General features: G+C 60.8%; 20 protein-coding genes. 14 read left to right on the top strand and 6 right to left on the bottom strand.

What is annotated here, in order from left to right:
* Positions 1-194 precede the first annotated feature (194 nt).
* The 3 genes from ACR0DO_RS05580 to ACR0DO_RS05570 are packed head-to-tail and all read left to right on the top strand — an operon-like array spanning position 195 to position 3208.
* Positions 195-1661, top strand: coding sequence for a leucyl aminopeptidase (locus ACR0DO_RS05580; RefSeq protein ID WP_480557108.1), 1467 nt, complete (start codon positions 195-197; stop codon positions 1659-1661).
* 4 nt (positions 1662-1665) lie between these two features.
* On the top strand, positions 1666-2124 hold the full coding sequence (locus tag ACR0DO_RS05575) for a DNA polymerase III subunit chi (RefSeq protein WP_480557107.1): 459 nt from the start codon (positions 1666-1668) through the stop codon (positions 2122-2124).
* 37 nt (positions 2125-2161) lie between these two features.
* Positions 2162-3208: an aldo/keto reductase gene (locus ACR0DO_RS05570; RefSeq protein ID WP_480557106.1), complete on the top strand. Its 1047-nt coding sequence runs from the start codon at positions 2162-2164 to the stop codon at positions 3206-3208.
* Between the two features lie 69 nt (positions 3209-3277).
* Here ACR0DO_RS05570 and ACR0DO_RS05565 read toward each other — a convergent pair whose 3' ends face one another.
* Positions 3278-4264, bottom strand: a complete 987-nt coding sequence (locus ACR0DO_RS05565; RefSeq protein WP_480557105.1) for a GlxA family transcriptional regulator — start codon at positions 4262-4264, stop codon at positions 3278-3280.
* Between the two features lie 131 nt (positions 4265-4395).
* Between ACR0DO_RS05565 and bcoG the strand changes: the two genes are divergently transcribed.
* The 3 genes from bcoG (at position 4396) to ACR0DO_RS05550 (ending at position 7652) form a co-directional block, all read left to right on the top strand.
* Positions 4396-5313, top strand: a complete 918-nt coding sequence (gene bcoG, locus ACR0DO_RS05560; protein ID WP_480557104.1) for a 3-dehydrocarnitine:acetyl-CoA trimethylamine transferase BcoG — start codon at positions 4396-4398, stop codon at positions 5311-5313.
* Between the two features lie 114 nt (positions 5314-5427).
* Positions 5428-6894 carry a carnitine 3-dehydrogenase gene (locus ACR0DO_RS05555; protein ID WP_480557103.1) on the top strand — a complete coding sequence of 489 codons (1467 nt, stop codon included), beginning with the start codon at positions 5428-5430 and terminating at the stop codon, positions 6892-6894.
* On the top strand, positions 6891-7652 hold the full coding sequence (locus ACR0DO_RS05550) for an SDR family oxidoreductase (RefSeq protein WP_480557102.1): 762 nt from the start codon (positions 6891-6893) through the stop codon (positions 7650-7652). Before ACR0DO_RS05555 ends, ACR0DO_RS05550 begins: the two co-directional genes overlap by 4 nt.
* A gap of 6 nt (positions 7653-7658) precedes the next feature.
* Here ACR0DO_RS05550 and ACR0DO_RS05545 read toward each other — a convergent pair whose 3' ends face one another.
* On the bottom strand, positions 7659-7841 hold the full coding sequence (locus ACR0DO_RS05545; protein WP_480557101.1) for a hypothetical protein: 183 nt from the start codon (positions 7839-7841) through the stop codon (positions 7659-7661).
* Positions 7842-7924: 83 nt separating this feature from the next.
* On the bottom strand, positions 7925-8800 hold the full coding sequence (locus ACR0DO_RS05540; RefSeq protein WP_480557100.1) for a helix-turn-helix domain-containing protein: 876 nt from the start codon (positions 8798-8800) through the stop codon (positions 7925-7927).
* Between the two features lie 107 nt (positions 8801-8907).
* On the opposite strand from ACR0DO_RS05540, the gene ACR0DO_RS05535 reads away from it, so the two are divergent.
* Genes ACR0DO_RS05535 through ACR0DO_RS05525 form a run of 3 tightly spaced genes read left to right on the top strand, consistent with a single transcriptional unit; the run spans position 8908 to position 10900 of the window.
* Positions 8908-9111, top strand: coding sequence for a DUF2061 domain-containing protein (locus tag ACR0DO_RS05535; protein ID WP_480557099.1), 204 nt, complete (start codon positions 8908-8910; stop codon positions 9109-9111).
* A complete protein-coding gene (locus ACR0DO_RS05530) occupies positions 9104-9976 on the top strand; it encodes a fatty acid desaturase (protein WP_480557098.1) in 873 nt (290 codons plus the stop codon). The genes ACR0DO_RS05535 and ACR0DO_RS05530 overlap by 8 nt, the downstream gene beginning before the upstream one ends.
* Before the next feature lie 21 nt (positions 9977-9997).
* Positions 9998-10900 carry an EamA family transporter gene (locus ACR0DO_RS05525; protein WP_170443615.1) on the top strand — a complete coding sequence of 301 codons (903 nt, stop codon included), beginning with the start codon at positions 9998-10000 and terminating at the stop codon, positions 10898-10900.
* A gap of 54 nt (positions 10901-10954) precedes the next feature.
* Here the strand turns inward: ACR0DO_RS05525 and ACR0DO_RS05520 are convergent, their stop codons facing one another.
* The 3 genes from ACR0DO_RS05520 to ACR0DO_RS05510 form a co-directional block, all read right to left on the bottom strand.
* A complete protein-coding gene (locus ACR0DO_RS05520) occupies positions 10955-12310 on the bottom strand; it encodes a DEAD/DEAH box helicase (RefSeq protein WP_480557097.1) in 1356 nt (451 codons plus the stop codon).
* Positions 12311-12496: 186 nt separating this feature from the next.
* The gene (locus ACR0DO_RS05515) at positions 12497-13432 is read right to left on the bottom strand and encodes a glycosyltransferase family 2 protein (protein WP_480557096.1); all 936 of its coding nucleotides are present in this window, start codon (positions 13430-13432) and stop codon (positions 12497-12499) included.
* Between the two features lie 21 nt (positions 13433-13453).
* Positions 13454-15058 (bottom strand): peptide chain release factor 3, encoded by a 1605-nt coding sequence (locus tag ACR0DO_RS05510; protein ID WP_480557095.1) that lies wholly within the window; start codon positions 15056-15058, stop codon positions 13454-13456.
* A 109-nt stretch (positions 15059-15167) separates the two neighbouring features.
* Here ACR0DO_RS05510 and ACR0DO_RS05505 point away from each other — a divergent pair, with 109 nt between their 5' ends.
* The 5 genes from ACR0DO_RS05505 (at position 15168) to ACR0DO_RS05485 (ending at position 19811) form a co-directional block, all read left to right on the top strand.
* The gene (locus ACR0DO_RS05505) at positions 15168-15530 is read left to right on the top strand and encodes a SnoaL-like domain-containing protein (protein ID WP_480557094.1); all 363 of its coding nucleotides are present in this window, start codon (positions 15168-15170) and stop codon (positions 15528-15530) included.
* Positions 15531-15599: 69 nt separating this feature from the next.
* Positions 15600-16379 (top strand): SDR family oxidoreductase, encoded by a 780-nt coding sequence (locus ACR0DO_RS05500; RefSeq protein WP_480557093.1) that lies wholly within the window; start codon positions 15600-15602, stop codon positions 16377-16379.
* A gap of 2 nt (positions 16380-16381) precedes the next feature.
* A complete protein-coding gene (locus tag ACR0DO_RS05495; RefSeq protein WP_480557092.1) occupies positions 16382-17494 on the top strand; it encodes a hypothetical protein in 1113 nt (370 codons plus the stop codon).
* A gap of 102 nt (positions 17495-17596) precedes the next feature.
* Positions 17597-18643 (top strand): methyltransferase domain-containing protein, encoded by a 1047-nt coding sequence (locus ACR0DO_RS05490; protein WP_480557091.1) that lies wholly within the window; start codon positions 17597-17599, stop codon positions 18641-18643.
* 46 nt (positions 18644-18689) lie between these two features.
* On the top strand, positions 18690-19811 hold the full coding sequence (locus tag ACR0DO_RS05485; protein ID WP_170443631.1) for an ABC transporter ATP-binding protein: 1122 nt from the start codon (positions 18690-18692) through the stop codon (positions 19809-19811).
* Positions 19812-19830 lie beyond the last annotated feature (19 nt).

Raw genomic sequence — 19830 nt, 5'->3', positions numbered from 1 at the left:
TCGGGCCGAAATCACCGTCGCCTGCGCGGATGCGCACCGGCTTATGCCTGCCCTGTCTCGCCAACTCGTTCTCCCCCGATCCTGCCGGAATTTTTCGGAGACTGTAATGCAATTGGCGCGCGGGGAAAACTGCTATCTGGTCAAGCCGTCCGGGGCGGGCTAGGTCTTGGGGAACAGATTTTGAGGAGTTCGCAATGAGCAGTCTTGTATCGATCCGGTTTCAGCCCTTTGACGTGGACGTGATGGCACAGGCCGAGGGGCGTGTGGCCGTGATCGTGCCGCCTGAGGGCAAGATGAGCCCCGCGGTGCGTCGCGCCAATCGACTGACGCGCGGCGCAGTTGCCCGGCTGATCGAAAGCGCCCGGTTCGAAAAGGTCAAAACGGGCGACGTGATCTCGCTGGGTTGGCCCGGCGGCATGGCGGCAGAGGCATTGGATATCGTCGTTTTGCCGCGCCGCCCCGATGCGGCCGAGGCGCGCAAGGCCGGTGCCGCGCTGGCCAAATTGGCGGGTGGCAAGGACCTGCTGGTGATGGCGGGCAATCAGGTGCGCACCGAGGACCTGGCCATGGGTATCGCCCTGCGCAGCTATGATTTTGACGCGCATAAAACAAAGGAATCGGACGAAGCAGGAACCGTTACAATCAGCCATCAAAAGTCTGATGAGGTCGAAGCCGCCTTTGCCCCGCAATACGCTGTGGCCGATGGTGTGCGCATGACCCGCGACCTGACCAACGAACCGGCCAACGTCCTGACCACCACCGAATTCGCCGATCGTCTGGTCGAGATGAAGGAACTGGGCCTTGAGGTTGAAGTTCTGGATGAGGACAAGCTGGAAGAACTGGGGATGCGCACGCTGCTGAGCGTCGGGCAGGGCTCGGTCAGCCCCTCGAAAGTTGTGGTGATGCAGTGGAACGGCGGCGACAAGGACGACGCGCCGCTGGCCCTGGTCGGCAAGGGCGTGGTGTTCGACACTGGTGGCATCTCGTTGAAACCGGCGGGCGGCATGGAAGACATGACCATGGACATGGGCGGCGCGGGCGTGGTCGCGGGCACCATGCGCGCGCTGGCCAAGCGCAAGGCCAAGGCCAATGTGGTCGGGCTGGTTGGGCTGGTCGAGAATATGCCCTCGGGCAACGCGACCCGTCCGGGTGACGTGGTCAAATCGATGAAGGGCGACACGGTCGAAATCATCAACACCGATGCCGAGGGTCGTTTGGTTCTGTGCGACGTGATGTGGTACGCGCAAGAGCGGTTCAAGCCGGTCGGCATGATCGATCTGGCCACCCTGACCGGTGCGGTCATCATCGGGCTGGGGCATGAGAATGCCGGTGTCTTCTCGAACAACGACACGTTCTGCGATGCCTTCCTGAAATCGGCCAAAGCCGAGGATGAGGGTGCATGGCGGATGCCGCTGGGCGAGGCCTATGACAAGCAGCTGAAATCGCGCATTGCCGACATGAAGAATGTTGGTGGCCGTCCGGCGGGCTCGATCACCGCTGCGCAGTTCCTGCAGCGGTTCGTCAAAGAGGACACGCCGTGGATTCACCTCGATATCGCGGGCGTGGCCTCGGTGTCTTCGGACACATCCTACGCACCCAAAGGGGCCACCGGCTGGGGCGTCCGTGCCCTCAGCCGCCTTGTGCAGGACAATTTCGAGTAATCCGATGGGCGCCGTCTATTTCTACCACCTGACCCGTCAGCCGTTGGAGTACACATTGCCGGTGCTACTGGACAAGGCGCGGCAGGCCGGGTGGAAGATCGCCGTGCGGGGCACCGACCCCGCGCGGATGGACTGGCTGGATGAGAAACTGTGGCTGGGGCGGGAAGAGGATTTCCTGCCCCATGGCCGCGAAGGCGGCCCGCATGACGCGGCGCAGCCCATTTTGCTGACGACCGGACCCGAGGCCGCCAACGAGCCTGCCTGCGTCATGGCCGTGGACGGTGCGGCTGTGGAGCCGGACGAGGTAGCGGCGCTGGAACGGGTTTGCATCCTGTTCGATGGTAATGATGGCGAAGCCGTTCAGCACGCGCGGGGCCAATGGAAGGCGCTGACCGGCGCGGGCTGCGCGGCGCAATACTGGTCCGAGGAATCGGGCCGGTGGGAGAAAAAGGCCGAGGCGTAAGGCGCTGAATTTAAGTCAAGTATCGGGAGGGTGGCAGATGGAAATGAAGCCTTTGGGTCGCACTGGAATCAGGGTGACCGACCTGTGCCTTGGTACGATGACTTTTGGCACGCAGACATCCGAGGCCGATGGTCATAAGCAACTGGACATGGCGCTGGAGGCCGGGATCAATTTCGTCGACACCGCCGAGATGTACCCGGTGAATCCGATCTCGAAAGAAACCGTGGGTCGGACCGAAGAGATTTTGGGCAACTGGAACGCCGCCAATCCCTCGCGGCGGGGTGATTATGTTCTGGCCACCAAACACTCGGGCGCCGGATTTGCCCATGTCCGTGACGGTGCGTGGATTACAGGTGAGACCATTCCCGAGGCGATCGAAGGCTCGCTGCGTCGGTTGCGAACGGACTGCATTGACCTCTACCAGTTTCACTGGCCGAACCGGGGCAGTTACATGTTCCGGCAAAACTGGAATTATGCGCCATCGGGGCACAATACCAACGAAGTTCTGGACAACATGCAGGGCTGTCTTGCGGCGCTGCAGACGCAGGTGGACAAGGGCAACATTCGCGCCTTTGGCCTGTCGAACGAAAGCGCCTGGGGTACCGCACAATGGCTGCGGATAGCCGAGCAGATGGACGCGCCACGGGTGGCCTCGGTGCAGAATGAATACTCGCTGCTTTGCCGCCATTTCGATACCGACATGGCGGAACTGAGCGTGCACGAGGATGTGGGGCTGATGGCGTTTTCGCCCCTGGGCACCGGGTACCTGACCGGTAAGTACCAAGGAGGTGCCATCCCGGACGCCTCGCGTATGTCGTTGAACCCCAGCATGGGTGGGCGGAATTCCAATCGGGTTCTGGACGCTGTCAGGGCCTATCTTGAGGTCGCCGAACGACATGGGCTGGACCCGGTACACATGGCGTTGGCCTGGTGCCGTGCGCGACCGTTCATGATGTCCGCCATTTTCGGAGCAACGACCATTGCGCAATTGGGGCATATTCTGGCGGGTAAAGATCTGCGGCTGCCGGATGATGTCGTGGCCGAGATTGATCAGGCCCACCGCGCGCATCCCATGCCGTACTAGGGGGCTTTGCCCCCGCCGCGCTGCGCGCGTCTCCCCCGAGGTATTTTGGGCCAGATGAAGCGGAGCCCGTCAGTGATGGGTGGGCTGCGCACGCTCTTGCCTCAGGTCACGGGCCGACAGGCCGTGTGCGGTACGGAAGGCGCGGGCGAAGCTGGATTGTGAAGCGAATCCCGTGGCAAGCGCCACATCCATCAGCGGTATGTCGGTGTCTGAAACAAGACGGCGGGCCTCGGCAAGGCGCAGTTGCAGATAGTGGTCCTGCGGCGTGGTGTTCAGGCGCAGGCGAAACTGCTGCTGCAACGTACGGGGACTGGTGCCCAGGGTGTCGGCGATATCGGCGAGGGGGAGGGGGTCGTCAAGCGATGCCTCCATCAGCGCGTTTGCCTTTGCGGTCAGGGCGGTGTGGCGATGCGGGGCGCCGGTGCGGCTTTGCGGCTTTGTCGGCTCGGGCGCGTCATCATACAGGAACAGCCCAGAGACACGGGCGGCAAAACCGGAACCATGACGGGCGGAAATAATATGCAACATCATCTCGATTGCAGGCATCGCGCCGCCCGAGGTCAGACGGTTTCCAGAAGCAACATAGCGGTCGGAGCGCACGTCGACCTCGGGAAAACGGGCGGCAAAGGTCTCTTTGTCCTCCCAATGGGTCGTGGCGGCGTGACCGTCGAGTAATCCGGCCTCGGCGAGCAGCCAAGGCCCTCCGTCAATGCCAGCCATCGTGGCGCCGGTGCCCGCAATGCGGCGCAGGCCGGCCAGCAGGCTTGGTGTCGCGTGACGCGCGAGTTGGAAGCCTGCGACAACGATCAGCAGGTCGCAGCTTTCCAGGCGGGCCAGCGGGATGCCCGGTACCTGCAGTGCGCTGGTCAGCATCGCGGGTTCTGCCGTGGCGGTGACATAGTCCCAATCGAACGCCGGACGATCCGCCAGGCGGTTGGCCGCGCGCATCGGATCGACGGCGGATGCGAAGCTGAGCGTGTTGCATTCGTCCAGCACCAGCACCGCCGTTTTCAGGGCGCGATGTTCGGGCTGCAGTATGTTTTTTGCGGATTTCATCAAGTTCGATTCGCATTCTGGCAAGTGTTTGCACAAGGCTGCGTCAAACTCGGGTCCGAACGCAAATCGGAATCCGTGGAGAAGCCTGGGGAAAACCCGGGCAAAACCGGGTATAACTTGGGGAGAACGTCATGCCTTTGGAAATGAACCGCGAAGTCTTTATCACCTGCGCCGTCACGGGCTCGGGCGGGACGCAGGATCGCAGCCCGCATGTGCCGCGTTCGCCGCAGCAGATTGCAGACAGCGCGATTGCCGCCGCCAAGGCCGGGGCGGCCGTTGTGCATTGCCATGTGCGCGACCCCGAAACCGGTGCTCCTAGCCGACGTCTGGACCTGTACCGCGAGGTGACGGACCGCATTCGCGACGCTGACGTGGACGTCGTCTTGAACCTGACCGCAGGGATGGGCGGGGACATCGTCTTTGGTGGCGTCGAAAGCCCGTTTCCAGTGAATGAAGCCGCCACCGATATGATCGGGGCCTCGGAACGTGTGGCCCATATCGCGCAGTGCCTGCCCGAGATTTGTACTCTGGACTGCGGCACCATGAACTTTGCCGAGGCCGATTATGTCATGACCAACACCCCCGGCGCGTTGCGGGCGATGGGGCAGATGATGACCGACATGGGCGTGAAGCCCGAGATTGAGGCCTTTGACACCGGCCATCTTTGGTTTGCCAAGCAACTGGTGAAAGAGGGGATTTTGGAGCCCAACGCCTTGGTCCAGCTGTGCATGGGTGTGCCGTGGGGTGCGCCGGACGATCTGAATACGTTCATGGCCATGGTGAACAACGTGCCGGACGATTGGACCTTTAGCGCCTTTGCGCTGGGGCGCAACCAGATGGCCTATGCGGCGGCTGCGGTTCTGGCAGGCGGCAATGTGCGCGTCGGTCTGGAAGACAACCTGTGGCTGGACAAGGGCGTTCTGGCCGAGAATTGGCAGTTGGTCGAACGCGCGAGCACCGTGGTGTCGAACATGGGCGCGCGGGTGATCGGGCCGCAGGAAGTGCGTGAGAAGCTGGGGTTGGTGAAACGGGCGCCGGTGGCTGCCTAGAGACGCTTGTCTTGGGCGGATTGGGGGCCAGCCCCCAAACCCCCGGAGTATTTGGGAAAAGATGAAGACGTGATGCCTGAGTGAGCTTGGATAGGCTTTCAGGTTGGAGGAAGATTGATGAAAACAGCAGCTATCATAGGTGGCGGCGTGATCGGCGGCGGTTGGGCCGCGCGGTTTCTGCTGAATGGGTGGAACGTCCGGGTGTTCGATCCGGACCCCGAGGCCGAGCGTAAGATTGGTGAGGTTCTGGACAATGCGCGGCGGTCGCTGCCGGGGTTGAGCAATTTACCTCTGCCGCCCGAAGGCGCGCTGACCTTCCACGATGACATGGCCGACGCGGTGCAGGGTGCCGCGTGGATTCAGGAAAGCGTGCCAGAGCGGCTGGACCTGAAACTCAAGGTCTACAAGGGGTTGCAAGAGGCTTGTGACCCGCAGGCGATCATCGGGTCTTCGACCAGCGGATTCAAACCGTCCGAATTGCAGGAAGGCGCGCTGCGTCCCGAACAGATCGTGGTGACGCACCCGTTCAACCCGGTCTACCTGTTGCCGCTGATCGAGTTGGTGCCGACGGACAAGAACCCGCCTGAGATGGTTGAACGCGCGCAGGAGCTGCTGAAATCGGTCGGATTCTTTCCGCTGCACGTCAAAAAGGAAATCGACGCGCATATCGCCGACCGGTTCCTCGAGGCCGTCTGGCGCGAGGCGCTGTGGCTGGTCAAGGACGGCATCGCCTCGACCGAAGAGATCGACGAGGCGATCCGCATGGGGTTCGGCATCCGCTGGGCGCAGATGGGGCTGTTCGAAACCTACCGCGTGGCGGGTGGTGAGGCCGGGATGCGGCATTTCATGGCGCAGTTCGGGCCTGCGTTGAAATGGCCCTGGACCAAGCTGATGGATGTGCCCGAGTTCACTGATGAGTTGGTCGACATGATTGCCGGTCAGTCGGATGCGCAGTCGGGGATGCACTCGATCCGCGAATTGGAACGTATCCGCGACAACAACCTTGTTGGCATGATGCGGGCCTTGAAGGCTCAGAACTGGGGCGCGGGTGCGGTGCTGAACCAGCATGACGCAGTGCTGAAACCCGGTGCGCTGCCGACGATGGAGCAGGCGGATCTGAGCCAGCCGATCCTGACGGTATCGCGCGCGGTGCCGTTGGATTGGGCCGACTATAACGGCCACATGAACGAGGCGCGCTATCTTGAGGCCTTTGCCGACGCGACCGACCGGTTCATGGAGATCATTGGCTGCGACGCGGACTATATCGCCTCGGGTGGCAGCTATTTCACCGCCGAGAACCACATCCGCTATATCGATGAGGTTCACGCGGGCGCAAAGATCGAGATTCGCACGCAGATGCTGCTGGGGCAGGGCAAGAAGCTGCACATCTTCCACAGCATGTATGAGGGCAACAAGCTGATCGCCACGGGCGAAAGCTTCCTGCTGCATGTCAGCCTTGAAACCCGCCGCCCCAGCGCGCCATCGGCCGAAATTGAGGCCGCAATGGCCCGCATTTCCGAAGCGCAGGCCGGTTTGCCATATCCGGAAGGCGCCGGTGCTGCGATCCGAAAACCGGCATGAGCGGGCGCGTTCTGATTACGGCCGGTGCTTCGGGCGTCGGCAGGGCCATGGCCGAAGCCTTTGATGCGTCGGGCGCGCAAGTGTGGGTGGCGGATGTGGACCAAGCCGCCTTGGGTGGATGTCCGGTGCATTGGAACCGGTCTGAAATGAACGTAGCGGACGAAACTGCCGTGGCTGCCTTGTTCGCTGATATCGAGGCCGCATGGGGTGGTTTGGACACGCTCTGTGCCAATGCAGGTGTCGCAGGACCGACGGCTCTGGTCGAGGACGTGGCGCTGGAGGATTGGCGGTTCTGTCTTTCGGTTAACCTTGAAGGCGCATTCCTGTGTGCGAAATTCGCCGCGCCGATATTCAAGCGACAAGGCAGCGGGTCAGTGGTGATTACGTCCTCTACCGCCGGGCAATACGGCTATCCAAACCGCGCACCCTATGCGGCGGCGAAATGGGGTGTGATCGGGCTGGGCAAGACGCTGGCGATGGAGCTTGGTTCACACGGTGCGCGCTGCAACGTCATCTGCCCCGGCGCGGTCGAAGGCCCGCGGATGGAGGGCGTGCTGGCCCGCGAAGCCGCCGCCAAGGGCATGACCCGCGATCAGGTCTATGACGGCTATGCGGCTGGTACCTCGATGGGGCGGTTCGTCGAAGGGAAGGATATTGCCAATATGGCCGTCTTCCTTGCCTCGGATGCGGCGCGGCTTGTGTCGGGTCAGGTGATTGCCGTGGACGGCCATACGGTGAATCCTGACCCGAAAATCTAGACCGTATCAGCCCTGGTTTGGCCCACGAATCTGGCGGATGGTCTGACGGACCGCCTGCCAGTCCTGCGCTTGCTGCATGTTCCCGGCGGCCTCGCATTCGCGCATTTTCCTGGCAGCTTCCGCCTCGGCCTGATCGCCATGAGCGGTATAGAGTGCTCGTGCATATTGAGCGGTTTGTAGTGCGTCCATTCCTATCGTCCTCCCGTCTATGATCGGAATACCCGAAGGTTCGCGCCGAATGACGATAGCACAAGAAAGCCGTTGGTGCATCCTCAACCCTGGGGTGGGCTGGAAATCGCCGCGCGCAACCGTCTGAGATGGTCGGGAAAGTCGCGTGCGGTCAGGTCGGCTTCGCGCACCAGACGGTCGAAATGGCGGGTAAATGTCTCGATCCGATCGCGGTCGCGAAAGGCCATATAGTGGCTGCCGGCGTAGAAAACGCACAGAAGCGGGCCGAAAATCGTCACCGGGGCCGAATAGAGCCGTTTTGCATCGAACAGATAGATGCGCAGGCGCGGATAGAGCTGCTCGCAGATTTCAAGCAGATGGTCGATCTGTTCCAGTCGGATTTTGGGGCAAAGCCCTTCGTAATAGCCAGAGGCCTGAGCGAAACTGTCGATTTCATACAGCGGCATGGCAATTTCATAGTCCGACTGGGCGCTGCGCATCCATGTCAGCCGGTCTGCCGAGGCGCCGATCGCCTGATCCGCAGTTCGGCCCAGATGCGGCGCGTATTCCCATTCCAGCACGGCGCGTGTTTTCAACATGTCGGGTAAAGTTGCTGGAACATAACGGATTTTATAACCCGCGGCCTCTTGGTGCCATTCGAAAATACGCTCATCTACCAGCGCACGGGGGGCCTCGGTCATGGTCAGGGAACTGGCCAGCAGTTCCGCCGCGCTTTCCGGCCGGTCCGACAGGGTCAACAGCCAATCCGCCGATACCCCAAGAGCCGAGGCGCAACTGCCCACCACATGCGCATTCGGCAACCGCGCGCCCTCATCGGTCAATAGCTGCGAAACGGTCGAGCGGTCCACACCGATATGTCGCGCCAGCGCGCTCTGGCTGACGTGACGCTCTTCCATGGCGCGGGCGAGTCGCAGCCGGAACTGTGCTGCGCGGTCTCGTTTGTCGATTTTATCCTGCATGTGTTTTTAAATATCACAGATGATGAGTTTTGTTAATCATATTCAGAATTTTCAACGAGCGCGCCGACCCGTAATTTTAAAGACATAACAATAATATGGGTGACGGAATGGAGACACGACGAAGATCAGTCGTTAAGGCTGTGCTGTGGAATGTGATGGGACTGATCGTGATGACGCTGGTGGGTTTGATGGCCACCGGGTCGGCCGCGATTGGCGGCACGCTGGCGATTGTGAATACGGCCATCGGCCTGACCATGTATGTGATTTACGAACGTATCTGGGCAGGAATCTCGTGGGGCCGCAATGTCTAGGCCCGCACAGCCAGAGTGGGGCACTTTGGCCCTGATCGCGGTGTGTTACGGGGCGTGGCTGGCGGTGGCGTTCCTGCTGCCGCTGTGGTTGGCGGTTCCGGCGATGGCGGTTGTGGCCGCGCTGCATTCTTCACTCACACATGAGGCGCTGCATGGTCATCCGTTCCGCACCAGGTGGCTGAACGAGGCGTTGATGGCGCTGCCGTTGACCCTGTTCATCCCGTATCAGCGGTTCAGCGACCTGCACCTGGCGCATCACCGGGACGAGACGTTGACCGACCCCTATGACGATCCCGAATCCAACTATCTGGACCCGCAGGTGTGGGGCACCTTGCCCGGTTGGCAACGGCGGTTGTTGAGTGTGAACAATACGCTGCTGGGACGGATCGTGTTGGGCCCGGCCCTCGGGCAAATCGCGTTCATGCGCAACGAGTTACGCGGTGGGCGGGATGTTCTGCAGGCCTGGGCGCTGCATCTGCCCGGAGTTGCGGCGGTGCTGTGGATTGTGGCCCAATCCCAGTTGCCGATCTGGGCCTATGTGCTGTCGGCCTATCTCGGGTTGGGGCTGGTCAAAATCCGCACCTTTCTGGAACACCGCGCGCATGAAAACTCCGGTGCCCGCACGGTGATCATCGAAGATCGCGGCCCGCTGGCTTTTCTGTTTCTGAACAACAACCTGCACGTCGTTCATCACATGAACCCCAGCGCGCCGTGGTATCGGCTGCCCGCCCTCTATCGCGCTGGAAAGGATCGGTATCAGGACCGGAATGAGGCCTATGTCTATCGCTCTTATGCGCAGATTTTCCGCGCGTATTTCCTGCGGGCAAAAGATCCGGTGGCGCATCCTCTCTGGCCAAAGGGTTGATTTCACGACACAAGGGACGCCATGAGTTTGTGGATTCCCGTCACCATCGCCGCCGCGTCCTTCCAGACCGTGCGGTTCATGCTGCAAAAATCGCTCAGCACCGTAAAGCTGACCGCGGCAGGCGCGACCTTTGCCCGGTTCGCCTATTCCCTGCCGCTGGCGCTGCTGGGGCTGTTTGTGGCGCTGCAGGCGACCGGGTTCAGCCTGCCGCCTCTGACAGCTAAGTTCTTTCTGTTCGCCGTCATCGGAGGAACGGCGCAGATTTTGGCCACCATCTGTGTGGTGGCCCTGTTCAAGCAACGCAATTTTGCCGTCGGTATTACCTTCAAGAAGACCGAGGTAATCCAGACCGCCATTGTCGGGTTCCTGGTGCTGGGCGATCAGGTCTCGGCCGGGGCGTTGGTGGCAATTTTCCTTGGTCTGCTGGCGGTGCTGCTGCTGTCGAAATCACCCGGAGGCGACGGGGCGTGGTGGAAGCACCTGACCAACCGTGCCTCGCGGCTTGGGCTGGGATCGGGGGTGCTGTTTGCCTTCTCCTCAGTCAGCTATCGCGGGGCATCGCTGGAGCTGGGCGATATCGACGCTTGGTTCCGCGCGCTGGTGACGCTGGCCGTGGTGGTGACGTTCCAGTTTCTCAGCATGGGGATCTGGCTGCTGTGGCGCGACCGCGCCGAGTTGGTTGCCGTGTGGCAGACCCGCCGGACCAGCGTGTTTGTCGGCCTGACCAGCCTGTGCGGCTCGTTCTGCTGGTTTCTGGCCTTCACGCTGCAGAACGCGGCCTATGTCAAGGCGCTCGGGCAGGTCGAGCTGCTGCTCAGCCTGTTCGCATCACTCTTGTTTTTCCGGGAAACCATCACCCGGCGCGAGATCGCCGGGATGACGTTGCTTGGTGTTTCTATTCTGGCGCTGGTGCTGGCAATTTAGGTCGTGTTTGATTTCTAGGTCACAGAAGAACCAGTTCTATGCAATCAAACCCGACTAGCCAGCGCGGCGCTCATCAAAGCTCAGCGCGATGAAGCTGGGCAGGTGATCGCCCATGCCCACAACGGCGGGGCCACTGTCATCGCGGCGACCACGGCCGCGCGGTTCCTTGTCCTTCTTGCGGTCGGGCTTTTTGTCAGTCTTTTTCTCGTCCGACGGCTTTGCCTTTTTCTCACGCTTGGGGGCTTCGTCCCTCGGCTCTTCCTTCACGGGGTTGTCGAGCCGCGGGATGTCCTTCTGGATCAGTTTCTCAATCGCATCCAGAGCCTTTTCGTCACGGCCCGAGCAGATGGTGATCGCCTTGCCCTCGCGCCCGGCGCGACCGGTGCGGCCGATGCGGTGGACATAGTCCTCGGCATGGCCGGGGACGTCGAAGTTGAACACGTGGCTGACCGACGGAATGTCCAACCCGCGCGCGGCCACGTCCGAGGCGACCAGCAGGCGCAATGAGCCATCGCGGAATCCGTCCAACGTTTTCATCCGCTGAGATTGGTCCAGATCGCCATGGATCGCGGCGGCGTTATAGCCGTACTTCTTCAGCGATTTCGCGCAGATATCCACGTCCGTCTTGCGGTTGCAGAAGATGATCGCGTTGCTGCACTTGTCGCCTTCGGCGTCGATCAGCGCGCGCAGAACCTTGCGCTTGGCGCTGGCCTCACGGTCGCGACGACCGCCTTTGAACATGACCACGCCTTGTTCGATGGTCTCGGATGCGGTGGCCTGACGAGCAACTTCAATCCGGGCGGGGGCCGACAGGAAGGTATCGGTAATGCGCTCGATCTCGGACGCCATGGTGGCTGAGAAGAACAGGGTCTGACGCGTGAATGGCGTCAGCGAGAAGATGCGCTCGATATCGGGGATAAAGCCCATATCCAGCATCCGGTCGGCTTCGTCCACCACCATGATCTGAACGCCGGTCAGCAACAGCTTACCGCGTTCAAAGTGGTCCAGCAGACGTCCCGGCGTGGCGATCAGCACGTCAACGCCACGGTCGATCAGGGCGTCCTGTTCCTTGAAGCTGACGCCGCCGATCAACAGCGCCTTGGTCAGTTTCACATTTTTGGCGTATGTGTCGAAATTTTCGGCCACCTGCGCGGCCAGTTCCCGCGTCGGGCACAAGACCAGCGAGCGCGGCATCCGCGCACGGGCGCGGCCACGGGCCAGCAGCGTGATCATCGGCAGGGTAAAGCTGGCGGTCTTGCCGGTGCCGGTCTGGGCGATGCCCAGAACGTCCTTGCCCTCAAGCGCAGGCGGAATCGCACCGGCCTGGATCGGGGTGGGGGTTTCGTATCCGGCTTCCTCAATGGCTTTGAGGACCTTCGGGTTCAGGTTCAGTTCGTTAAATTTTGTCATGTATGTCCGGTTCATGCGGACACTAGACCTGGCCCGCGCGTCAGAGGTTTGCCGGGCCCGGATGGCCATACGCATCATTGCGCAATTTCGGCTTGAGGGGGGACATAACAAAAACGTTGGTCGGGGTCAAATGAAGACCCCTTTAGGGTTTTTCGTGCTCAGGTGGTGCGGATTTTTCGCAACAATTCAGACACTTCCGGGAAAGTGTTTCCCGAGTTTTTCATCCAGTTCCAGCGGTCGGTGCCGGATCATGCCGTGGTCTTCCAGCCGGGCGCGCGCTTCGGGGTCGGCGCCGCTTATCTCTTCGAAAAATGCGCGCAGGCCGTCCGGGCCTTGTTCTGCTTCGATCCAGCTAAGCAATTCGTTCATATTCAAGCCGCCAAGCTCGCGCGGAACATTGGGCGACATGCCGGGCTGATAAGACCCGCGTTCCATTCGGAACCGGTAGTGCGCCAGAAAGTGTTCCCAATCAGGGGCGTGCCGGTGACACAGCTCCAACCCTGGCAGTTCGAATTTGCAGGGCAAAAGCGCCTTGTTTTGAAACAGATTGTGGATGCGAAAGCTCAGGTTCTTCATTCCGGTGCGGACAAACAGTTTGCCCTGCACATGACTGAGGAACCCACCAAGAACGAAGCCGCCATAGTTGGGGTAAATCGACTGTACCAGTGCCTCGCGGTCGGGGCCGCTTGGGATATGCGCCTTGTAGGTATCATCGCCGCCCGTCAACGCTTCGATCGGGCGCACACGGACCGCTTGGGTTTCGGACGGAACGGATCGCAACTGATCCCGGATGGGGTTTGGGGACCACAGAAATTCGTCCACATCGATATGGGCCAGCCAGTCCAGATCGGTGTTGCGATACGTAAAAGATGCGTTCGCGGTTTGGCGGGTTTGGTGCCGGTCGGGCCTTTCGCGCTGGCGGTAGGTCCAGAACCCATCATCGCAATTGCGGACTTCGACCTTCGGATGCCGGTTCAGAGTGTTGAACGCCTTGGGGTTAGGTTCGTCCAGATAGATATGCATCCGGTCGACCCCAAGATCGAGGTGATAGGCCACAAAGCGCAGGATGTCCGGGGCAGGGCCCCGAACGGTCGAAACAATACCCCAGGTCGGGTTATCCACCAATTTCGGCCTGCAGGCAGGTCACGTCATCATTTCCTTGGTCGCGGTCAGGTTCAGCGCCGGGTAGTCGCGGACGACCCGGTCGATGTCCCATTGCAGGCGCGTCAGATAAACGATGTCGCCGTCATGGTCATGGGCGATGTGCTGCTTGTTGGCGTTGACGAATTTCTCGACCTCGGCCTTGTCGCCGCTGACCCAGCGGGCCGATGTGAACTGAGACGCCTCGAACCGCACGGGCAGGCCGTATTCCATCTCAATCCGGCTGGCGAGCACTTCGAATTGCAGCGCGCCGACGACGCCGACGATAAAGCCCGAACCAATCGAGGGTTTGAACACCTTGGCCGCGCCTTCCTCGGCAAATTGCATCAGCGCCTTTTCCAGATGCTTGGCTTTCAACGGATCCGCCGCACGAACTGTTTGCAGCAGTTCCGGCGCGAAAGAGGGGATGCCGGTCACGCGCAGCGCCTCGCCCTCGGTCAGCGTATCACCGATGCGCAACTGCCCGTGGTTGGGGATGCCGATGATGTCTCCGGCCCAGGCCTCTTCGGCCAATTCGCGGTCAGAGGCCAGAAACAGCACAGGGTTCGAGATCGCCATCGGCTTTTTCGACCGCACATGGGTCAGCTTCATGCCGCGCTTGAAATGGCCCGAGGCCATGCGGACAAACGCCACCCGGTCGCGGTGCTTGGGGTCCATGTTGGCCTGAACCTTGAAGACAAACCCGGCAACCTTCTTTTCATCGGGCGCGATCTGACGCGGTTCCGCCGACTGAACCTGGGGCTGCGGGCCGTAAGCGCCGATGCCTTCCATCAGTTCCTTGACGCCAAAGGAATTAATCGCCGAGCCGAACCAGATCGGGGTCATGTGCCCTTCAAGCACCGCCTGCGGGTCGAGGGCAGGCAGCAATTCGCGCGCCATCTCAACCTCTTCCAGAAGCTTGTCCAGCAGGTGTTCGGGCACGTGTTCGGCCAGCTTCGGGTCGTCGAGACTATTGATCTGGATGCTCTCAGCCACCTTGTTGCGGTCGGCGCGGTCCATAAGTTCCAGCCGGTCGCGCAGCATGTCATAGCAGCCGATGAAATCGCGGCCCACGCCAATCGGCCACGCGGCGGGGGTGACGTCGATGGCCAGCATTTCCTGAATTTCGTCGATGATCTCGAACGTATCGCGGCTTTCGCGGTCCATCTTGTTACAGAAGGTCAGGATCGGCAGATCGCGCAGGCGGCAGACCTCGAACAGTTTCTGCGTCTGGCTTTCCACACCTTTCGCGCCGTCGATCACCATCACGGCGGCGTCCACGGCGGTCAGCGTGCGATAGGTGTCTTCCGAGAAATCGCTGTGACCGGGCGTATCCACCAGATTGAACCGGAAGTTCCCATAGTCAAACGACATCGCCGAAGCGGACACCGAGATACCGCGATCCTTCTCCATCTGCATGAAGTCCGAGCGCGTGCGCCGCGCCTCACCCTTGGCGCGCACCTGACCGGCCATCTGAATCGCACCGCCATACAGCAGGAACTTTTCGGTCAGCGTCGTCTTGCCCGCATCGGGGTGCGAGATGATGGCGAATGTTCTGCGCCGGGCGATCTCGGGCGGCAATGCGGGTTGGTTCGAGGTATCAAGCATATTCGCGCGTATAGGCGGGGAAACCCGTCGAGGCAAGACAAAGGGGGTGGTTCGAATCATGTTCCTATGGCAATAAGAACATATAGTGAACAAATAGTGGAGTGGACCAATGAATTTGAAAGAGATTGCCGACGAACTGGTCGCAGGCTGCCGCGAGGATCGGGCGAAGGAAAATCTGGATAAGCTTTATGCGTCGGATGCTGTCTCGGTCGAGGCAGTGGATTATTCGGGCATGGGCCAGGAAGTGCAGGGCCGCGACGCGATCCGTGGCAAGCATGAGTGGTGGGAAGGCGCGCATGAGGTTTCGAGCGCAACGGTCAGCGACCCGTACCTGCATGGCGACGACCGTTTTGCCGTGATCTTCGAGGTTCAGGGCAAGGTGAAGGAAAGTGGCGAGAGCTTTGATATGCGCGAGGTGGGCGTTTATCACGTTACCGATGGCAAGATCGTCCGCGAGGAGTTCTTTTACTGACGTAGCCTGAATTCTGGTCTTCCTTGCCGGGCCGGTGCTAGATGTGTGGCAAGGACAGGGAGGATCAGAATGGATTTGGGAATTCGCGGAAAACGCGCTCTGGTCTGCGCCAGTAGCAAAGGGCTGGGGTTGGGCTGTGCCGAGGCTTTGGCCCAGGCGGGTGTCGATCTGGTAATGAACGCCCGCGGCGCCGAGGCGTTGGAGGTCGAAGCAGCCCGCTTGCGATCCGAACACGGCGTGGATGTGCGGACGGTGGCCTGTGATGTGACCTCAACCGAGGGACAGGTGCAGGTTGTCGACGCGGCACAGGACGTTGATATTCTTGTGACAAATGCCGGTGGCCCACCTCCGGGAATGTGGTCCGACTGGGAGCGTGACGATTTCATCAAGGCGCTGGACGCCAACATGCTGACACCGATCGCCTTCATGAAGGCGCTGTTGCCGGGGATGATCGACAAGGGCTGGGGGCGTGTGGTGAACATCACCTCGCAATCCGTACGCGCGCCAATCGCGGTGTTGGGTCTGTCGAACGCGGCCCGCACAGGGCTGACCGGTTATGTGGCTGGAACCTCGAGGCAAGTGGCACCGCATGGCGTGACGATCAACAACCTGCTGCCGGGTATTCATGCCACCGACCGCGCGGATTCGCTGGATGGCGGTGTCGCAGCGCAGCAAGGGATATCCATTGACGAGGCGCGCGCGCAGCGTGCAGCGACAATTCCGGCGCGGCGCTATGGGTCAAGGCAGGAATTCGGGGCAACCTGTGCGTTCCTGTGTTCGCAGCATGCGGGCTTCATTGTCGGTCAGAACATCCTGCTGGACGGCGGCGCGACCAATTTGACGATGTGACCATGGCCGAAAACTTTTCCTTGAAAGACCAGCTGTTTAACGCCAAAAAGACCCGCTATCTGGCGGGGCTTTTTGCCGGGGCTGACCCGACCTTTGATGCTGAGGCATTTGTGGGGCTGGTGATGTCCCGCCTGTTGGAGCTTGAACTCAAGGAACGCATGGCCTGGATCGCCGAATGTCTGCAGCAGGCCGTGGCCGGTGATTTGCCAGACATCGCGCCGACCCTGTTGCGCGCTTTGCCACCACCGCTGGATCCCGGCAAGACAGATGACGATTTCGGCGATTTCATCTTTGCGCCTCTGGGCGATTGGGTGGTCAATGTCGGGCTGGACCATCCCGATCTGGCGCTGGATGTGTTGGAAGACTTGACCCAGCGGTTTTCGATGGAATGGGCGATCCGCCCGTTTTTGAACCAACACCAGGATCATGTTCTGGCGCGGATGGAACTCTGGTGTGGGCACGACAGTTACCACGTGCGCCGTCTGGTCAGTGAAGGCACGCGGCCACGGCTGCCGTGGGGGCAGGCGGTTGGGCTCAAGATGACTGACCCGTTGCCCTTGCTGGACAGGTTGCATGGCGACCCGACGCGCTATGTCACGCGGTCGGTGGCGAACCATCTGAATGACATTACCAAGAAAGATCCCGAATTGGTGCTGGATCGGTTGGAGGTCTGGGCCTCGGCCGGGCAACAGAGGCGGGACGAACTGCGCTGGATGACGTCTCATACCCTGCGGGGGCTGGTGAAGTCCGGCCACTCGGGGGCCATGAAGATGCTGGGATATGACCCGGATGCCAAAGTCACTGCGGATGTTCAGGTGAACGGTGACGCCCGGATCGGTGAGGCGCTGGAATTCGAGGTGACCTTGAAGGGGGCCGGGGATCAGCCGGTATTGGTGGATTATATCATTCACTTTCAAAGGCCTGGGGGGAAGACCTCAGCCAAGGTGCATAAGCTGAAACAAGCCGCTCTGCAGGATGGCGCGCTGAAGCTGAGCAAGAAACACAAGCTGAAGGGCAATGCGACCACGTTCAAACTGGTCCCCGGTGCGCATCGGCTTGAAATTCAGGTGAACGGGCGGGTGCGCGCAGGTGTTGATTTCGATCTGCTGGGGTAGCTCGGCACTCTCACGCTTTCGTCAATTCTGAAATGCCCGGATTGCACCGGGGTCTGCGCTGTATTAGCTGCGGTGCAGCCAGTGAGAAAAAGGATAGCCGCGATGAAGCATGAAACTGTGCAGAATTACTATGGCGAGGTCCTGCAGGGCAGCGCAGACTTGCAAACCAATGCGTGCTGCACGCCCGATGACATGCCGGATCATGTCAAAAAGATTCTCTCGAAAATTCATGACGATGTGCTGACCCGTTACTATGGCTGCGGCCTTATCGCGCCGCTGGATCTGGAGGGGATGAGCATCCTCGATCTGGGCTGCGGTGCGGGCCGCGACGTCTATGCCCTGTCTGCGATGGTGGGCGAAAAGGGCCGCGTCGTCGGCGTGGACATGACGCCCGAGCAGTTGGACGTCGCCCGCGCGCATCAGGATTATCACGCGCAAGCGTTCGGCCATGCGGCCAGCAACGTGAAATTCCATCACGGCTATATCGAAAAGCTGGATGAACTGGACCTTGAACCCGGGTCCTTCGACATCATCGTTTCGAACTGCGTGATCAATCTGGCCACCGACAAAGAGGCCGTTTTGCGGGGCGCACATCGTCTTTTGAAAGAGGGCGGTGAGATGTATTTCTCGGACGTCTACGCCGACCGCCGCATTCCGCAGGCAATGGCAGAAGACGAGGTGCTGTATGGCGAATGCCTGTCAGGTGCGCTCTATTGGAACGATTTCCTGTCGATCTCGCGCAAGGCGGGTTTCGGCGATCCGCGCCGCGTCACACACCGTCCGCTGACCATCGAAAACCCAGTGTTGGAAGAGCGTGTGGCGCCGCTGAAATTCCTCTCGGCTACGTATCGGCTATTCAAGCTTTCCGGACTGGAACCAGCGTGTGAGGATTATGGCCAGGCGGTGATCTACAAAGGCACCATCCCCAACGCGCCGCATCTGTTCGAACTTGACGACCACCACGCGATTCAAGCCGATAAGGTCTTTCCGGTCTGTGGCAACACATGGAAGATGCTGAAAGATACCCGTTTTGCCCGGCATTTCGACTTCATCGGCGATTTCTCGACCCATTACGGCATCTTTGAAGGCTGCGGCGGTGAAAGCCCGTTCGAAGCGAACGGCGAAGCCACCTCGGGCGGGTGCTGCTGATCCCTTGCGCCTGACGGGCGGGGTTGCTATCCCCGCCTAAAGCCCGATGAATTTGATCGGGAAAAGGCAATGGGGTCCATCGGTGACAGTTGACGCAACTCCTCCTCGTCTGGAAATCCGCAATCTGATCGCCCGGTACGAGGGGCGGGTTGTTGTGGACAACGTCTCGCTGACCGTCGAAGCGGGCAAGGTGACCTGTCTGCTGGGGCCGTCGGGCTGCGGTAAGTCAACCACGCTGCGCATGATCGCCGGGGTCGAGATGCAGGAATCCGGCGAGATCTATGTCGACGGCAAGCTGATCTGCGACACGGTGTTCCGAGTGCCGCCCGAGCGCCGCGAGATCGGCCTGATGTTTCAGGACTTTGCCCTGTTCCCGCATCTGAACGTGGCCGACAACGTGGCTTTTGGCCTGAAGGGCCACAAAGAGGAAAAGCGCACGCGGGTCGAAGAACTGCTGCGCAAGGTCGATCTGATTCATTTTATCGACAAGTTTCCGCACCACCTGTCGGGGGGAGAACAGCAACGTGTGGCGCTGGCGCGCGCGCTGGCGCCGCGACCGCGTATCATGCTGATGGACGAGCCGTTCTCGGGCCTCGACAACCGTCTGCGTGATGGTATCCGCGATGAGACGCTGGCGATCCTCAAAGAAGAAGACGCCGCCGTCGTGCTGGTGACGCACGAGCCCGAAGAGGCGATGCGCATGGCCGATGAGATCGCCTTGATGCGGCGCGGCAAGATCGTGCAGCAGGGTGCGCCGTACAACGTTTATACCCGCCCGGTCGACAAGGCTGCGGTGGCATTTTTTAGCGATGTCAACGTGTTGCGCGGCAGAGTTGAGGGCGCGCTGACGAAAACTCCGTTTGGTCAGTTCCTGGCGCCGGGGGTCCCCGATGGCACGGATGTCGAGATCGTTTTCCGGCCTCAGCACGTCCGGTTGGATTTCGACCGCAACGGCAAGGGTCCGTTGCCTACGGTAACCGACGGCGTCGCTGCCCGCGGCGTAGTTGAACGGGCGCGGTTTCTGGGCAATGAAAGCCTGGTGGAGTTTCGGATGGACCATGACGGCTCGGTCCTGAAGGCCACCGTGCCGAATGTCTTTGTGCCCAATCCGGGGCGGGTCATGTGGCTGACCGTGCGCCGGGATCGGTGCTTTGTTTTCCCGGATTAGGGTCTGAACCCACAGTTTT

It is taken from the genome of Ruegeria sp. AM9, from assembly GCF_056540565.1.
Note: the sequence above shows the minus strand (reverse complement) of the source record. Positions and strands in the feature narration are given on the sequence as shown.

What these genes read in the sequence shown, in the direction of transcription:
- ACR0DO_RS05530 (WP_480557098.1), top strand. Translation starts at nt 9,104, where the DNA reads ATGTCTAGGCCCGCACAGCCAGAGTGGGGCACTTTGGCCCTGATCGCG.
- ACR0DO_RS05545 (WP_480557101.1), bottom strand. Translation starts at nt 7,841, where the DNA reads ATGGACGCACTACAAACCGCTCAATATGCACGAGCACTCTATACCGCT.
- ACR0DO_RS05570 (WP_480557106.1), top strand. Translation starts at nt 2,162, where the DNA reads ATGGAAATGAAGCCTTTGGGTCGCACTGGAATCAGGGTGACCGACCTG.
- bcoG (WP_480557104.1), top strand. Translation starts at nt 4,396, where the DNA reads ATGCCTTTGGAAATGAACCGCGAAGTCTTTATCACCTGCGCCGTCACG.
- ACR0DO_RS05535 (WP_480557099.1), top strand. Translation starts at nt 8,908, where the DNA reads ATGGAGACACGACGAAGATCAGTCGTTAAGGCTGTGCTGTGGAATGTG.
- ACR0DO_RS05485 (WP_170443631.1), top strand. Translation starts at nt 18,690, where the DNA reads ATGAATTTGATCGGGAAAAGGCAATGGGGTCCATCGGTGACAGTTGAC.
- ACR0DO_RS05580 (WP_480557108.1), top strand. Translation starts at nt 195, where the DNA reads ATGAGCAGTCTTGTATCGATCCGGTTTCAGCCCTTTGACGTGGACGTG.
- ACR0DO_RS05495 (WP_480557092.1), top strand. Translation starts at nt 16,382, where the DNA reads ATGGCCGAAAACTTTTCCTTGAAAGACCAGCTGTTTAACGCCAAAAAG.
- ACR0DO_RS05565 (WP_480557105.1), bottom strand. Translation starts at nt 4,264, where the DNA reads ATGAAATCCGCAAAAAACATACTGCAGCCCGAACATCGCGCCCTGAAA.
- ACR0DO_RS05575 (WP_480557107.1), top strand. Translation starts at nt 1,666, where the DNA reads ATGGGCGCCGTCTATTTCTACCACCTGACCCGTCAGCCGTTGGAGTAC.
- ACR0DO_RS05500 (WP_480557093.1), top strand. Translation starts at nt 15,600, where the DNA reads ATGGATTTGGGAATTCGCGGAAAACGCGCTCTGGTCTGCGCCAGTAGC.
- ACR0DO_RS05505 (WP_480557094.1), top strand. Translation starts at nt 15,168, where the DNA reads ATGAATTTGAAAGAGATTGCCGACGAACTGGTCGCAGGCTGCCGCGAG.
- ACR0DO_RS05490 (WP_480557091.1), top strand. Translation starts at nt 17,597, where the DNA reads ATGAAGCATGAAACTGTGCAGAATTACTATGGCGAGGTCCTGCAGGGC.
- ACR0DO_RS05540 (WP_480557100.1), bottom strand. Translation starts at nt 8,800, where the DNA reads ATGCAGGATAAAATCGACAAACGAGACCGCGCAGCACAGTTCCGGCTG.
- ACR0DO_RS05525 (WP_170443615.1), top strand. Translation starts at nt 9,998, where the DNA reads ATGAGTTTGTGGATTCCCGTCACCATCGCCGCCGCGTCCTTCCAGACC.
- ACR0DO_RS05550 (WP_480557102.1), top strand. Translation starts at nt 6,891, where the DNA reads ATGAGCGGGCGCGTTCTGATTACGGCCGGTGCTTCGGGCGTCGGCAGG.
- ACR0DO_RS05510 (WP_480557095.1), bottom strand. Translation starts at nt 15,058, where the DNA reads ATGCTTGATACCTCGAACCAACCCGCATTGCCGCCCGAGATCGCCCGG.
- ACR0DO_RS05520 (WP_480557097.1), bottom strand. Translation starts at nt 12,310, where the DNA reads ATGACAAAATTTAACGAACTGAACCTGAACCCGAAGGTCCTCAAAGCC.